The 15,075-nt window shown below is 70.3% G+C and carries 14 protein-coding genes; 7 read left to right on the top strand and 7 right to left on the bottom strand.

All coding sequences use genetic code 11. The features are described 5' to 3' along the window. Positions 1–202: 202 nt before the first annotated feature. Positions 203–1,090, bottom strand: a complete 888-nt coding sequence (locus K9S39_RS11320) for a universal stress protein (protein WP_248863225.1) — start codon at positions 1,088–1,090, stop codon at positions 203–205. A gap of 349 nt (positions 1,091–1,439) precedes the next feature. Between K9S39_RS11320 and K9S39_RS11315 the strand changes: the two genes are divergently transcribed. The 5 genes from K9S39_RS11315 to K9S39_RS11295 all read left to right on the top strand — a co-directional run bounded on the left by K9S39_RS11315 (position 1,440) and on the right by K9S39_RS11295 (position 7,141). After that, on the top strand, positions 1,440–2,507 hold the full coding sequence (locus K9S39_RS11315) for a TerC family protein (RefSeq protein WP_248868687.1): 1,068 nt from the start codon (positions 1,440–1,442) through the stop codon (positions 2,505–2,507). Between the two features lie 161 nt (positions 2,508–2,668). Next, entirely contained in the window at positions 2,669–2,812 is a 144-nt protein-coding gene (locus K9S39_RS11310; protein WP_248863224.1) for a hypothetical protein, read from the top strand. Positions 2,813–2,918: 106 nt separating this feature from the next. Then, the gene (locus K9S39_RS11305; RefSeq protein WP_248863223.1) at positions 2,919–3,131 is read left to right on the top strand and encodes a CBS domain-containing protein; all 213 of its coding nucleotides are present in this window, start codon (positions 2,919–2,921) and stop codon (positions 3,129–3,131) included. A 70-nt stretch (positions 3,132–3,201) separates the two neighbouring features. Then, positions 3,202–4,722 (top strand): potassium/proton antiporter, encoded by a 1,521-nt coding sequence (locus tag K9S39_RS11300; RefSeq protein ID WP_248862359.1) that lies wholly within the window; start codon positions 3,202–3,204, stop codon positions 4,720–4,722. A 577-nt stretch (positions 4,723–5,299) separates the two neighbouring features. Then, entirely contained in the window at positions 5,300–7,141 is a 1,842-nt protein-coding gene (locus K9S39_RS11295) for a glycoside hydrolase family 15 protein (RefSeq protein WP_248863222.1), read from the top strand. 230 nt (positions 7,142–7,371) lie between these two features. Here the strand turns inward: K9S39_RS11295 and K9S39_RS11290 are convergent, their stop codons facing one another. From K9S39_RS11290 to K9S39_RS11280, 3 genes are all read right to left on the bottom strand, one after another. Continuing rightward, positions 7,372–8,619, bottom strand: coding sequence for a cation:proton antiporter (locus tag K9S39_RS11290; RefSeq protein WP_248863221.1), 1,248 nt, complete (start codon positions 8,617–8,619; stop codon positions 7,372–7,374). 4 nt (positions 8,620–8,623) lie between these two features. Next, positions 8,624–9,109, bottom strand: a complete 486-nt coding sequence (locus K9S39_RS11285; protein WP_248863220.1) for a cation:proton antiporter regulatory subunit — start codon at positions 9,107–9,109, stop codon at positions 8,624–8,626. Between the two features lie 70 nt (positions 9,110–9,179). Further along, complete coding sequence (locus K9S39_RS11280; protein WP_248863219.1) at positions 9,180–9,602, bottom strand: hypothetical protein; 423 nt, start codon at positions 9,600–9,602, stop codon at positions 9,180–9,182. Between K9S39_RS11280 and K9S39_RS11275 the strand changes: the two genes are divergently transcribed. Then, positions 9,601–10,251, top strand: a complete 651-nt coding sequence (locus K9S39_RS11275; protein WP_283112304.1) for a carbonic anhydrase — start codon at positions 9,601–9,603, stop codon at positions 10,249–10,251. The two genes, K9S39_RS11280 and K9S39_RS11275, sit on opposite strands and share 2 nt — an antisense overlap. Before the next feature lie 101 nt (positions 10,252–10,352). On the opposite strand, the gene K9S39_RS11270 is transcribed toward K9S39_RS11275, so the two are convergent. The 3 genes from K9S39_RS11270 to K9S39_RS11260 form a co-directional block, all read right to left on the bottom strand. Beyond that, positions 10,353–11,990, bottom strand: coding sequence for a flavin-containing monooxygenase (locus K9S39_RS11270; RefSeq protein ID WP_248863218.1), 1,638 nt, complete (start codon positions 11,988–11,990; stop codon positions 10,353–10,355). Positions 11,991–12,843: 853 nt separating this feature from the next. Beyond that, complete coding sequence (locus K9S39_RS11265) at positions 12,844–13,755, bottom strand: alpha/beta hydrolase (protein ID WP_248863217.1); 912 nt, start codon at positions 13,753–13,755, stop codon at positions 12,844–12,846. Next, positions 13,752–14,309 (bottom strand): quercetin 2,3-dioxygenase, encoded by a 558-nt coding sequence (locus tag K9S39_RS11260; RefSeq protein WP_248863216.1) that lies wholly within the window; start codon positions 14,307–14,309, stop codon positions 13,752–13,754. The genes K9S39_RS11265 and K9S39_RS11260 overlap by 4 nt, the downstream gene beginning before the upstream one ends. Before the next feature lie 117 nt (positions 14,310–14,426). On the opposite strand from K9S39_RS11260, the gene K9S39_RS11255 reads away from it, so the two are divergent. Beyond that, complete coding sequence (locus tag K9S39_RS11255; RefSeq protein WP_248863215.1) at positions 14,427–14,870, top strand: MarR family winged helix-turn-helix transcriptional regulator; 444 nt, start codon at positions 14,427–14,429, stop codon at positions 14,868–14,870. Positions 14,871–15,075 lie beyond the last annotated feature (205 nt).

Genomic DNA, 15,075 nt, shown 5'->3' with positions numbered 1-15,075 from the left:
ACCATCTGGATTTCCCGCCCCGCACGCCCTCGCTGCCAGCGCTCGATGGGACGGGGAACGACGGTGAGCAGGTCTGGGGAGATCCTGAGCCGCCGCCGATCGAGCGGGGTGCGGACCGCTGCCCGGTGTGTATCCGAAGGCTCTGTCCTCGAATCCACGGTCTGGCCGCGGCCTTGCGCCCACGCCACCGGTGTGGTCCTGGTCAGGGATTGGCTCGCACCACAGTTACCGGGCAGTGGGCGTGATGGAGGGTGGCCTGGCTGACCGATCCCAGCAGCAGGCCGGCAAATCCGCCGTGTCCACGTGCGCCGACCACCATCAGCTGGGCGTCCGCGCTCGCGTCGATCAGTACCGGGCGGGTGCGCCCGCGAACCAGGCGGGGCCGCACGGTCACGCCTGGGTGCTGCTTGCGGTGGTTCGCCAGGGCCTCGGTCAGCTCGCGCTCTTCCTGCTGCCGGAGGTGATCCACGTCGCCCCCCGGGTCCGCCATGTCCACCCGGCGGCCCAGCGCATGCTCGCCGTGGTCGGACCTGGTGCTCCAGGCGTGCAATGCGACGAGCTCCGTGCCCCGAAGGGCGGCTTCGAGGAAGGCGAAGGCGATGGCGGGCTGCCCCTGGGGAGACCCGTCGACAGCCACCAGCACCGGACCGGTCGGGGCCGGCCGCCCACGGGCGATCATCACTGGGCAGTCGCTGTGCGCGCTCAGTTGTACGGCGGTGGATCCCAGAAGGAGCTCGGCGAAGCCCCCGGAGCCTCGGTGACCGACGACGATGAGCTGCGCGGTGCGAGACTGCGCTTGCAGGGCCGCCACCGCCTCACCGGCGATCACGGCGTGGCTGACGTGTAGGCCCGCCGCCCGGCTTCGGGCGCGTTCCAGGGCTTCAACCACGATCCGTTCGACCGTTTCGTACAGGGCGCCTGTGGGAGGTCCCAGCGGTGACGAGCCGGGCGGTGCGTGCAGCCCGGGCCAGAGAAACGCGTGCACAACACGCAGTTCCGCGTCTCGCAGCTGTGCTTCTTGGGCCGCGGCGTCCACCGCTTCCAGGGCGGATGGCGAGCCGTCCACGCCCACGACCACCGGACCGTTCATCGTCTGTTTCTCCTGTCTGGGGCCCGTCCCTTGCGACGTGCCCGGTGCGGGTGGGTACGGCTTCTACCGACCGGTACCGTCGCCGCGACGCCGTCTCTTCCCAAGGTGCCCCCTGGCCCTCGCCGTCCGCTACAGGGCGGCCGGGTCCACCGCCGTGACGTGCGCACGCGCACGTGCCCGCGCGCCGCGCCTCTGCCTCGGCTGTCGCTGCGGTCGGCGCACTTGCCGCGAGGTGGCCGGGGCATGCCAACATCTTCCACGCTCCTGGTGTCGCTCAGTGGGACGAAATCCCGCAGACTCCGTGTAAGGGTCCGTGCATGGGCGCGCGGACCGTCGGGAAGTGACCGGTGTGCTTGAGGTCCCGCTCTGGCTGTGGGGGGCGTTCGCCGCGACGTTGGTGGTGTCGCTGGCGGTGGACTTGCTGGCCCACCGCGCGGCGCATGTCATCGGCTTCAAGGAGGCCGCCGTCTGGAGCGGCCTGTGGGTGGGCCTCGCCCTGATCTTCGGTGGCGTCGTCTTCCTCGTCCTCGGCACGAGAGCCGGCATGGAATACACCACCGCGTGGCTGCTGGAGAAGAGCCTGTCGGTCGACAACCTGTTCGTCTTCGCCGTGATTTTCGCCTACTTCAGGGTGCCCCGCGCCTACCAGCACCGCGTGCTGTTCTTCGGCGTCATCAGCGCCCTGGTTTTCCGCGGAATCTTCCTTGCGGTCGGCGTCGCCGTGGTCAACCGCTTCACGGCCGTGCTGTTCGCCTTCGCCGCCATCCTCTTCTACAGCACCTACAAGCTCCTCAAGGACGAACGGGAGAGCTTCGACCCGGGCAAGAGCTTCGCCGTACGGCTGCTCCGGAGGATCATGCCGGTCCGGGACGAGTACGCCGGCACGAAGTTCTTCGTCAAGGAAGCCGGCAAACGCGTGGCCACCCCGCTCCTCGCGGTGCTTGCCGCGATCGAGGCAGCCGACCTGATCTTCGCCGTCGACAGCGTCCCCGCCGTCCTCGCCATCAGCCACGACGTCTTCATCGTCTACACCAGCAACGCCTTCGCCATCCTCGGCCTGCGAGCCCTGTACTTCATGCTCGCGAGCCTCCTGGACCGCTTCCACTACCTGGGCAAGGGCCTCGCGATCATCCTCGCCTTCATCGGCGTCAAGCTCGTCCTCCAGGCGTCCCACAAGACGATCAGCCCCAGCATCCCGGAGATCCCCTCACTCATCAGCCTCTCGATCATCGTCATCGTCCTGGCCGGTTCCGTCGTCCTCAGCCTGCGCCGACCCGCCGCACCCCCCACCGCTCCAGCCGCTCCGAACGAGAAGGCGGCCGCTCCGTCCGACGCGGCAACCGAGAACCGCGGGACCGGCAGCGGTCACGCTGAGCAACCCCAGGAACCGGATGATCCGCCGCGCCCGGCGAGCTGATCCCGCAACCCCGACTGCCCCCAGAGCCGTCATCAGCTCCCCCGCCGGCCGCTGGGCGCTGTTCGCCCCGTGGCTGTGGTTCGGCCGGCACACCTTCGTCCGCGGCTGGCACTTCCTGCTCCATCCCCCCTCCTGAGACCGATCACCGTCAGGAGCCAGCCGTGCTTCCCGTGCCACTCGACATCACGCTCATGATGACCGGCTCTCTCCTGGGCATGGCCTATCTCGGCATCGGCCTGCTCATCATGCGGCGCGGCGACGGGCTTCCGTGTGGATATCCGCATGTGCGGGGAGGGCGGCGGTAGGGTCCGGGGTGGTATGTACGGAAGTCTGGTTGGCGGTCGTGGTCAGCTGGCCGTTGCGTTGGCCAAGGCTGGCGTGATGCTGCCCCGGTGACGCAAGGGGACGCGTATGCGTGCGGGCGATCCGGCGGAGCCGTATCCGACCGTGTGTACGGATGATGACGCCGTCGACGCGGCTCGTTTGTCCGTGGAGCGGCGGTTGCCGGCGCTGTTGGTGCTCGATCGTGATGGCCGGCCGTACGCGATCGTTGGGGAGCGGACACGGACCGCGGGCGCGATCAGCGCGGCTCGGTTGATGGAGCATTTCCTGGACCAGCCGTGAGATGTACCAGTGTGACCGAGCGCGGCATGTCGCTGGTGCACCGCGCGTATAGGGGTGCTGGGGCGGTCTGGTGACGCTGCAGGAGCTGTATCTGGCCCTGCTGGTCGGCGGCGCGGTGCTGCTGGCCAGCATCGCCGCGGCCCGCATGGCGCACCGGATCGGGCTGCCCGGTCTGCTGCTGTTCCTCGCCGTTGGCGTGATCCTCGGTGAGGACGTCCTCGGTCTGGAGTTCGATGACGCGGGGCTGGCCCAGTCCCTCGGCATCGCGGCTCTGGCGGTGATCCTCGTCGAGGGCGGTCTGACCACGCAGTGGACGGACGTCCGGCGGCTGCTGCTGCCTGCCGGGGTGCTGGCGACGGTGGGTGTGGCCGTGTCGGTGATGGTCACCGCGGCCGGGGCGCACTGGCTTCTGGGGATGGACTGGCATCTGGCGCTGTTGCTGGGTGCGATCGTCTCGTCCACGGATGCGGCGGCGGTTTTCGCGGTACTGCGGGCGCTGCCGCTGCCGCAGAAGGTGTCGGGGCTGCTGGAGGCCGAATCGGGGTTCAACGACGCGCCCACCATCATCCTGGTGCTGGTCTTCAGCACCGCGGCCGAGGACCTGCCCGATGCGGCGCACATCGTCGGCAACGTCGTGTACCAGCTCGGCGTGGGCGGTGCCTTGGGGCTGGCCATGGGGCGCCTTGGTGTCGCTGCCCTGCGGCACATCGCGCTGCCGGCCACGGGCCTGTATCCGCTGGCGACGGTGGGCTTCGGCATCATCGCGTTCGCCGCCGCCGGCGCCGTGAACGCCAGCGGCATCATCGCCGCCTACCTCGCCGCGCTCGTCCTGGGCAACGCCAAGTTGCCGCATCGCGCTGCAATCCGCTCCTTCGCAGAGGGAACGGGCTGGCTGGCCCAGATCGGCCTGTTCGTCATGCTCGGCCTCCTGGTGACCCCAAGGGAGCTGCCCTCCGCCGTCCTCCCGGCCGTCGCGGTCGGGCTCGTTCTCGTGCTCGCGGCCCGGCCCGTCTCCGTGCTCGCCTGCCTGCTGCCGTTCCGGCTGCCGTGGCGCGAGCAGGCGTTCATCTCCTGGGCCGGACTGCGCGGCGCGGTCCCGATCGTGCTGGCCACCTTCCCCATCGTCGAAGGGGTCAGCGGCGCCATCGACGTGCTGAACATCGTCTTCGTCCTGGTGGTCCTGTTCACCCTGCTCCAGGGCCCCAGCCTGCCCGCCGTCGCGCGCAGGCTCGGCCTGGTCCGTCCTGATGCCCTGCGGGAGGTCCAGGTCGAGACGGCCCCACTGGACGTGCTGGATGCGGACCTGCTCACCGTCATCATCCCGCCCGGTTCACGGCTCAAAGGGGTGGCCGTCTTCGAACTGCGCCTGCCGCCGCCGACCATGCTCACCTTGATCGTCCGGGGCGGCGTCACCATCGTCCCGCGTCAGGACACGGTGCTGCGTACGGGGGACGAGCTGTTGCTGATCACGACACCGAAGGTGCGGGAGGCCGCCGAACGACGGCTGCGTGCCGTCGGCCGCCGTGGCAAACTCGCCCGCTGGTTCGGTGAGCAAGGCGATCCGGGGCCCACCGGCCGGGTCACCGGCTGAGGGGTCAGCGGGTCCGTCCGCGTCGTCGGACGGCGATCCGCCAGGCCGGATACAGGATGCTCACCGGCCACAACGTGATCAGCAGGATGAGTGTCAGGGCACTGGAGGCGGGATGCCCCGCGGTGTCCCGCCGCCATCCCCTGGTAGCGGAGCAGGAGGCGCGGCAGGCTTCCGGTGAAGCCGACGACGCCGAGGTAGACGGCCAGGGCGGCGAGCAGAAGGAGTGTCCCGGTCCGTGGACGCCGCCCAGGCGTCGTCGGTCATGCCCGGCGGGCCGTGCCGTCGTCCACCGGCTCCAGCGCGTCCGGGAGGGCTTCGTCTTCCTGGCCCGGGCTGCGGAAGGCTGCCTGCGGCGCACGGCCAGGCGGGTGGCGATGGTTCGGTGCAGGAACCTCCGGAGGCGACTCCGGCTCCGGGGCCCTGGCCGTGATCGGCGGCGCACGCGGCGAAGTGCCTGTATGAGTCGCCCGTCACGGTGACCACCCGGGGGCCCGGGATGCCGTCCCCCGGGCCGTCCTTTTCACCCCTCCGCCCCGTCGACTGATCCTTGCCGCGCTCAGTGGGTACAGGATCAAGTATGAGCGAGTGGTCGCCAGCGCCGGCGGAGGGGTATCTGCCGATCGAAGACCACGGCCTGATCGGCGACGGCCGCGGTTGTGCCCTGGTGGGCCGCGACGGTGCGATCAGCTTCATGTGCGTCCCACGTTTCGACGCTCCACCCCTGTTCTGCTCACTGCTCGACCGGCACCTCGGCGGATCCTTCCTGCTGGCACCGGACAGGCTGCGGCAGAGCCGCCAGCACTACGTGGAGGACACCGGTGTCCTCGTGACAGATCTGCACGCGGACACAGGAGTCGTTGAGGTCACCGATGCATTCCTCCTCGAACCGGGTGCACGCCTGGAGGAAGACGCCCCAGCCGGCAGGGGAGAACTGGTCCGGCACGCGAGAGTCACGCGCGGCAGCGTCGATCTGACGGTGGCGTTGCGACCGCGCGGTGGCGCCCAATCCGAGCGTCGTGCCGGGGGGTGGGAGCTGACCTGCCCCCGGCAGTCCCTGAAGCTGTACCTGAGCGCCTCCCGGCCGTTGTCAGGCCCTCAGTGCACATTGCCCCTGAACGAAGGGGAAGACGTCTGGGTGGCCTTGCGCTGGAGTGAGCGACGAGCTCCCCACATGAGCCCATCGATCGATCGACGGATCAAAGACACCGAAGGGGTCTGGCGGCGCTGGTCGGCACACGTGGTCGGCGACACGCCTCGCGCGGACCTGGTACGCCGCTCAGCCATCACCCTCAAGCTCTTGGATCACGTCGAGAACGGTGCCATCGTCGCCGCTCCCACCTCATCGCTGCCCGAACACATCGGAGGCGACCGGAACTGGGACTACCGCTATGCGTGGATCCGCGATGCCGCGTACACCGTCTTCGCCCTGCGCCGGATCGGGCTTCCCGATGAAGCGGGAGGATTCGTCCACTGGGCGCTGACCGCCGCCCAGCGGGAGGGGCGGCTGCGCGTCCTGTACAACGTAGAGGGCCGGCCGCCGCCGGTGGAAGTGATCGATGACGAACTGGGGGGCTACCGCAATTCCTCTCCCGTGCGCTGGGGCAACGCCGCGGCCGAGCAGGTGCAGCATGACGTCTACGGGGAGATCCTGGACTGCGCCTTCCAGTGGGCGGCCACGGGCGGAACCTTGAGTGACGGCCTGTGGCACCGTCTGGCCGGCTTGGCCGAACAAGCCCGCACCGCTTGGAAGACGCCGGATCACGGAATCTGGGAGGTACGCACCCGCGGGCGCCCCTTCACGTATTCCGCAGCGATGTGCCAGGTGGCGCTCGACCGCGCGGCACGCCTCGCCACCCGCCTGGACCTCCCCGGCGACGCCACCACCTGGGCCAGGGAGGCCCGTCACCTCAGCGGTCGGATCATCGGCGATGCGTGGGACGAGCGTATGAACTCCCTCACCGAGCACCTCGGTCCAGGAGGGGGACTGGATGCCTCGCTCCTTGCCCTGCCGCTCAGACGCGTCCTTTCCGCCGATCACCCGCGCATGGTCGCCACCACGCGGGCGGTCGCCGAACGGCTCGGCGCGGGCGACGGCCTGCTGTACCGCTACCTGCCGCAGGAGTCACCCGACGGAATCAACCAGCCGGAGGGGGCTTTCCTGCTGTGCAGTTTCTGGCTCGTGGACAACCTCGCGGGCCAAGGCCGCGTCGACGAAGCCTCCCAACTGTTCGAGAAGCTGTGCTCCTACGCCAGCCCGCTCGGCCTGTTCGCCGAGCAGATCGACCCCAGTGACCGCTCCTTCCTCGGCAACTATCCCCAAGCACTCAGCCACGTCGGCTTCCTCTCCAGCGCCGTCGTCCTCGCCCGCACCCAGCGCGGCATACGTCCGGAACTCTCCACCCACGCATGGTTCCGCTGAGGACAGCGGCCGAGGGGAACCGCGGAAGCCCACCCGGCGGCTCGGCCGGGGGTCTGCTCGCTCGGCGAGGCGGTTCAGCTCCTTGGTGTCCGGCCCCGGACCCTCCGCGCCCAAGCACGGTCAGCTCCCACTCACGGTCCTCATCGGGGCGACGCCGCCGAGGGGGACAGCCAGGGCCGCGAGCAGCAGGACGGTGTCCCGGTCCGTGATCGCCGCCCAGGCGTCGCGGGTCATGCCCGGTCGGCTGTGCCGTCGTCCACCGGCTCCAGTGCCTCCGGGAGGGCTTCCGTCTTCGTGGCCCGGGCTGCGGGAGGCTGCTTGCGGCGCCCGGTCAGGCGGGTGGCGAGGGGTTCGGTGTAGCGGGCGGTGAGCGGGCCGATGATGACCAGCACCAGCACGTAGGCGGTGGCGAGCGGGCCGAGGGAGGGTTCGATGCCGGCGGTGACGGCGAGTCCGGCGATGACGATGGAGAACTCACCACGGGCGACCAGCGTGCCACCGGCCCGCCACCGGCCCTTGGCGGAGATCCCGGCGCGCTTCGCCGCCCAGTACCCGGTGGCGATCTTCGTGCAGGCGGTGACCACCGCCAGGGCAAGTGCCGGGAGGAGGACGGGCGGGATGCTGGCGGGGTCGGTGTGCAGGCCGAAGAAGACGAAGAACACCGCCGCGAACAGGTCCCGCAGCGGGCTGAGCAGGTTGTGCGCGCCCTCGGCGACCTCCCCGGACAGGGCGATACCGACCAGGAACGCACCCACGGCGGCGGACACCTGGAGCTGCTGGGCGATGCCGGCGACCAGCAGCGTCAGGCCGAGCACGACGAGCAGCAGCTTCTCCGGGTCGTCGCTGGAGACGAAACGGGAGATGACCCGTCCGTAGCGCAGTGCGAGGAAGAGCACGAGACCGGCGACGCCCAGCGCGATCGCCAGGGTGACGCTGCCGGCCGCCAGGCTCACCCCCGCCAACAGGGCGGTGATGATGGGCAGGTAGACGGCCATGGCGAGGTCTTCGAGGACCAGGATGCTCAGGATGACCGGGGTTTCGCGGTTACCGAGCCGCCCGAGGTCGCCCATGACCTTGGCGATGACTCCGGAGGAGGAGATCCAGGTGACCCCGGCCAGGACCACGGCGGCCACCGGGCCCCACCCGAGCAGCAGGGCCATCGCCGCGCCCGGCAGGGCGTTCAGGGCGGCGTCGAGGAGCCCGGCCGGGTACTGGGTCTTGAGGTTGGAGACCAGATCGCTGGCGGTGTATTCCAGGCCGAGCATCAGCAGGAGCAGGACGACGCCGATCTCGGCGCCGATGGCGACGAACTCCTCACTCGTACCGAGCGGCAGCAGACCGCCCTCACCGAAGGCGAGCCCGGCCAGTAGGTAGAGAGGGATCGGAGAGAAGTGAAAACGTCCGGCGAAGCGGCCCAGGAGTCCCAGGCCGAGGATGATCGCGCCGAATTCGATCAGAAAGACAGCGGACGAGTGCACCGGATCAGTCCCGTCCCAGGATCGTGGCGGCAGCCTCCAGGCCCTCGCGGGTGCCGATCACGATGAGGATGTCCCCGCCGGCCAGCCGGAATTCGGGCCCGGGAGACGGAATCGCCTCGGCCCGGCGCAGCACCGCCACGATGGACACTCCGGTCTCCGTGCGCATCCGGGTATCACCCAGCACCCGGCCGTTCCAGTACGAGACGGAGGACAGCTCAATGCGCTCGGCCACCAGCCCGAGATCGGTGGTCGACAGCAGGTTCGGGCTGTGGTGCGAGGGCATCAGCGCGTCGATCAGCGCCTCCGTCTCACCGGCGGTGAGCCTCACCGACAGCGCGCACTCCTCCGGATCGTCCCTGCGGTAGGCGTTGACGGTCCGGGCGCCGTCGCGGTGGGCGACCACGGACAGGCGGCGGTGCTCTCGGGTGGTGAGGTCGTAGCGGACCCCGATTCCCGGTAGAGGTGTACTGCTCAGGCGTGGAACGGGCACGGCGGTCCCCCTGATGAGTGGTGTCGATGCGGGCAGGCGGACGCACGCTCCGGTGCCATCCGCCGCCACCCTACCGATTCGCGAAATGGCTGACTTCGGGCTGATTGTCGAGAGCTGCCCCGCGGTATGAGGAATACATGCCGTGACCCGGCTCGCCGGCGACAGCACAGGGCGGCGCGGCAGCCGCTTCGGCCACCCGTTCGGCGGCCTTCATGATCGCGATGCCGTCGTTGTGCACGGTATGGCGGTGCACAGCGAACAGCGCGTGGGCGGCGGGGCGCGGGACGCTGCCCAGGTGCCCGACGGCAACCGGCAGCCCTACCAGGGTGACCAGGTCCGCCGCGCACTGAGAATCCTGCTGGAAGCCGCCGTCGCCCAGCGCCTGGGGATGCCGGCGACACCAGGGCGCCCAGTCCCCGACCGCCGCGCCCGCGCCGCTGCCGGTGGCCCCCGCCATCGCGGTGAGCCGGGCTCGGCCGTACCCTGCGGCCATGACTGACGACCTGCCCCTGACTCCGTCCGAAGCCTTTGAGCTGCTGCTGGCCGGCAACGAGCGCTTCGTCGCGGGCGCGCCGGAGCACCCGAACCAGGACGCCGCGCGCCGCGCCGAGACCGCACCCGGCCAGCGTCCGTTCGCCGTGCTCTTCGGCTGCTCCGACTCACGCCTGGCCGCCGAGATCGTCTTCGACCGGGGCCTGGGCGACCTGTTCGTGGTCCGCACCGCGGGCCATGTGGCGGGGCCTGAGGTGCTGGGCAGTATCGAGTACGCGGTGAGCGTGCTGGACTGTCCGCTGGTCGTGGTGCTGGGCCACGATTCGTGCGGCGCGGTCGCGGCCACCCGTGCCGCTCTGACCGACGGTCTTGGTACCACCGGGTACGTGCGCGACGTCATCGAGCGCGTCACGACCAGCGTCCTGGCCGCTCGCGCCGCCGGGGTCACCGGGGACGACGACATCATCGCCGAGCACATACGGCACACGGTCGACCTGCTCCTGGACCGCTCCCGGCTCCTCGCCGACCGGGTCACCGCCGGAAAGACGGCCGTAGTGGGCCTGTCCTACCGGCTGGCCGACGGCAGTGCCCAGCTCGTCACGTCCCGTGGCCTGCCGGAGGAAGCAGCTGCCCCCGCGCCGGGCGTCTGAACCGTTCACAGGCGGACAACAAGACCAGCCTGGCGTGACTCCACCTCCCTCGACACCCGGACAATGGAAAACTGCGGAACAGGGCTGCGGGGCGAGGCTGCCTATGAGGAGGAGGTGGCAGAGAGGATGAAACCGGTGTAACCGCTCCGGGCCACGGCGTCGCACTCCTCCCGGTACCGGTCCAGCCCGCCCGCGTAGGCCAGGAACACGAGGGGTTTGCCCGGTATGTTCGCTCCCGTGTACCAGGAGGCCACGGCCGGGTAGAGCGTCCGGGCGGCGAGCTCCGCCACGTGGGCACCCCAGTCCGCCTCGGCCGCTGGAGCGGCGTCGATCTCCGTGAGGCCGTTCCTCCGCAGATGGGCGATGCAATCGGTGATCCACTCCACCTGCTGTTCCAGGGACACCGCGATGTTGGTGAGCACGGACGGGCTGAGGGGCCCGAGGACGGTGAAGAGATTGGGGAAGCCGGCCGAGACGAGCCCCAGGTGGTTCCGCGGGCCGTCCGCCCACTTCTCCCGGAGCGTCACGCCGCCCTTGCCCACGATGTCGACGGCGAGCTGGGAGCCGGTCAGGGCGTCGAAGCCGGTGGCGAAGACGATCGCGTCGAGGGCGTGCTCCCTGCCGTCCGAGGTCCGGATGCCCCGGGGCGTGATCGTCTCGATCGGCGTCGTGCGCAGGTCCACCAGCGTCACGTGTGGCCGGTTGTAGGTGGCGTAGTAGCCGGTGTCCAGGCAGGGACGCTTGGTGGCGAACGGGAACGTGCGTGGGGAGAGCAGTTCGGCCGTCGCCGGGTCGGTGACGATCGACCGGATCTTGGACCGTACGAACTCGGCCACGGTCTCGTTGGCCTTCTCGTCGGTCAGGATGTCGGTGTAGGTGCGCAGCAGGCCGCTCAGCAGGCCCGAGCCCCAGGCTGCCTCGTAGGCGGCTCTGCGCTCCGCCTCGTCCGCCTCCAGGGCCGACCGGGTCGGCGGCTCGAAGACGGTACCACCCCTGGACAGCCGCTGGGCTCGCCGGAACTCCGGGTATCGGGCCTTGAGTTCCGCGATTTCCGTGCCACGCAGCGGGCGGTTGTGGGCCGGCAGCGCGTAGGCCGGGGTGCGTTGGAAGACGGTGAGTGCGGCCGCCTCCTCGGCGATGACGGGGATGGCCTGGACACCGGAGCATCCGGTTCCGATCACGGCGACCCGCTTGCCGGTGAAGGAGACCTCTTCGCGCGGCCAGCGGGCGGTGTAGTAGACGGCGCCCGTGAAGCTGCCGGCCCCGGGGACGCCGGGGTCCTTGGGGACCGACATGCAGCCCGAGGCCAGTACGACGAACCGGGCGGTGACGGTCCGTCCGGTGTCCGTGGAGACCCGCCAGACGTGACGGTCCTCGTCGTACGCGGCGCGGGTGACGCGGGTGCGCAGCGTGACGTCCCTGCGCAGGTCGAAGCGGTCGGCGACGTGGTGGATGTAGCGCAGGATCTCCGGCTGGGACGCGTAGCGCTCGCTCCACTCCCATTCCTGGTCCAGTTCCGGGGAGAAGGAGTAGGAGTACGACAAGCTCTCGACGTCGCAGCGGGCCCCGGGGTACCGGTTCCAGTACCAGGTCCCGCCGATGTCGTCACCGGCCTCGAAGACCACCGTCGTTAAACCGAGTTCACGCAGCCGGTGGAGCTGGTAGAGGCCGGAGAGCCCGGCCCCTACGACGACGGCGTCGACCGGATGGGCGGCGGAAGGGGCGGCGGCGATGTCCATCGGATTCTCCTGTCTCCCCGCACGCGGCGTGCGGCCCTGCGCCGTGCGGGGCGAGTACGGTCGTCGTGCGTGGGGCCGGGCGAAGGCGTAGGGGCGACATCCTGGTGCACTCCCGGCGTCACCGGAAGTCCCGCCCCCCTCGCGCCCGGCTCACGGGGAGCCGGCGAGCGCCATGGTTGCGAATACGCGACACCTGAACATGCGAGCCCACCAGTCACACGACCGGGACAGCCCCCTCCTGTCGGCCGGAAGGGATGTCATCGCGCTCGTACTCCTAACCTCTCGCCCTGGCCACCCGGCCGGATGCTGCCCCCCACGCACGCCGCCGAGCCCGCTTACGCGGTGTCGGCTATTGATGTTCGGGTGTGCTGGGCCTGAGATTGGGCTGGTAGGTGATTCAGCAGGCCATTGTGCTGACGGGTACGAGTTCGGTGCTCGGCTTGCGGTGAGTGGCCGTTGGGCGGCGCGGTCGGAGACCAGGGCGGCGATGGTTCGGTGGGGGAAGACGGAGCTGCTCGGCGATACAGCTCGGCGAGTGCGGCGTGCGGGAGTTGGGTGCGCAGGTGGACCAGGGTGGCCAGGACCGGTCGGTGCACACCGGCTCGTGCTTGCCCCGGCCCCGGGCTGCCGACGGTGCTCGCCGCCCCGCCGCTCGCACAGCGCCGACTCCCTCGGCGCTTGCCACGGACCGGTCAACTCCTCAACCAGACCGCCGAGATGCGCACGGGAGACACCACAGAAGGCAGGATGGGACAAGGCCGCACGGCCCACTTCGTCTTCACACCCGAAGAACCCGTGCCGCCCTGCTCATGTCACGGCCCGACCGGTACCGCCCGAGTTTCCCCCGAGATCGTCAGGGCAGAAGGCGACGGACGAAGGCCAGGGAGCGGGTGAAGATCTCCTCGATGTGAGCATCGGGCAGCCGGTGCCAGCCGTGGTCGGCCCCCGTGACCTTCAACAGGTCGACCGGCGCTCCGGCCTGCTCCAGTGCCGTGGCGAGGGACTGGCTGTGCGAGCGGTCCACCAGAGTGTCCTCGTCACCGTGGATGAGGAGGAATGGTGGCGCGCTGGAGCGGACGTGGGCGAGGGGACTGGCCGCGCGGGCCCGCTCCGGGACGGTGGCCGGGGCCGAACCGAGCATGCGCGCCTCGGGGGTGGCGGCGTCTTCGGGAGTGAAGCAGCCCCGTGCGGTGGTCAGGTCGCTCGGTGCGTACCAGACCACGGCACCGGCCGGCATGGGGTATCCCCTGCTCGCAGGGCTGGGGGAAGGGTCGGTGTGGGTCAGGGCGAGGAGCGAGGCGAGGTGTCCGCCGGCGGACTCTCCCCACACCACCGTGCGCTCGGTGTCGATGCCCAGTTCCGCGGAGCGGAGGGTGAGCCAGCGCAGGGCGGCGCGCAGGTCGTCGAGCGGGGCGGGGAAGGTGGCTTCGCCGCTGAGCCGGTAGTCGGCGCAGGCGACGGCGAAGCCCGCGGCCGCGATGTGCGCGAAGGGGCTGGGAGCCCAGTGGCGTGTGCGCAGGCCCATGTCGTCGCGCCGCCCCCGGTGCCAGGCGCCGCCGTGCACGAACAGCACCAACGGAACAGGCCGGGCCGCCTGGTCGGTCTCGGGCAGCCACAGGTCGAGTTCCAGCGGGCGGCTGCCCTCGACTTCGCCGTAGGGTACGCCGCGCAGTTCGCGTACGCCGGGCGCTGCGGGCGGCAGGGAAGCACGGTCGGGGTGGGGCGCGGCGATCAGTTCCCTCAGCGAGGGCTCCGTTGGCGTCATCGGGTCCGCCACTGGTGGTCGGGCAGGAAGCGCACGTCGTACCGTTCGGGGACGGTTGCGAACTTGTGGGGCTCGGGGAGGACAGGTTTGCGTGGCAGGCCGAGGTGCTCGGCGGGCGCGCCGAGGTTTTCGAAGAACCGCTCGAAGGTGCCGCCGGGGCCGGCGGCGACGCCGACGACCTGGCTGTGGTGGCGCTCCATGCGGTAGGCGTGCGGGCAGTTCTTGGGCACGAAGCCGAAGTCGCCGGGGGTCAGCAGCTTCTCCTGCTGGTTGCCCTCGGTGTCCTCGACGAACAGCCGCACGGCGCCGGCGGCGATGTAGAAGACCTCGTGGGTGTCGGGGTGCAGGTGGGCCGGGATGAGGTCGCCCTTGGGGCCTTCGACGGTGAAGAAGTTGAAGGTGTCCTCGGTCTGCTCGCCGCCGGCGTAGATGGTGACCAGGTCGCCGAACAGGTGGGCGCGGTCCCCCTCGCCCTTCTCGATGAAGTAGGGCTTGCCCGGCTCGTCGGGTATGCGTGAAGCGCGCCGGTAGCGGGTGGCGTACTCGATGGTCATGCAGTCTCCTCGACCGACTTCCCTGACAGAATGTCAGGCAGCCTGACATAAGATAATGCCGGTGGGCAAACCGCGGAGGTGATCCCGGTCCCCGCCTCCTGCCATCGTGAGGAACAGATGCAATCCACCCGCCGCAACCTCCCCCAACTGCTCGGTGACGCCCGGCGCTGGTTCGAAGAAGGACTGCTGGCAGCCCTGGAAGCGGACGGCGCCACGCCGGTGTCCCCGACACAGGTGCAGCTCTTCGCCGTACTGGATGACCAGGGCACCACGGTGTCGGAGCTGGCCCGGCGCATGGGCGTCACCCGGCAGACCGCGCACCAGGCCGTGCACGGCCTGGTCGCCGCCGGATTGCTCGAACAGGTTCCCCACCCCGCCTCCGCCCGGCAGCGGCTGATCCGGCGTACCCAGGAAGGCGAACACGCGCACCGGCGGGCCGGCCTCATCCTCGAACGGCTGGAAGAGCAGCTCGCCGGGCGGATCGGCCAGGACAGGGTCGATGCCCTGCGGACGACGCTGGAGGCCCGATGGGGCCAGCCGCCCATCCCGGGCGCAGAATAGCGGCCACTGCCGCGGCGGCCTTTGCGGACTACGGTCGGGGCGCCGCGACAGGCAGCCCGAGGTCCAACCGCTTGTCCATCTCCAGGCGGAAAGTTCCGTACAGGTTGGTCTTCGACCAGAACAGCGCGGTCAGCCCGCGCCGGTCCTCGTCTGTCCGCTTTTTCGCCCAGGCCGGTTCGGCGCGGACCTGCTGGACCAGAGAAGA

It is taken from the genome of Streptomyces halobius, assembly GCF_023277745.1.
In the GTDB taxonomy this organism is placed as follows: domain Bacteria; phylum Actinomycetota; class Actinomycetes; order Streptomycetales; family Streptomycetaceae; genus Streptomyces; species Streptomyces halobius.
This window is presented reverse-complemented; position numbering and strand designations above follow the sequence as displayed.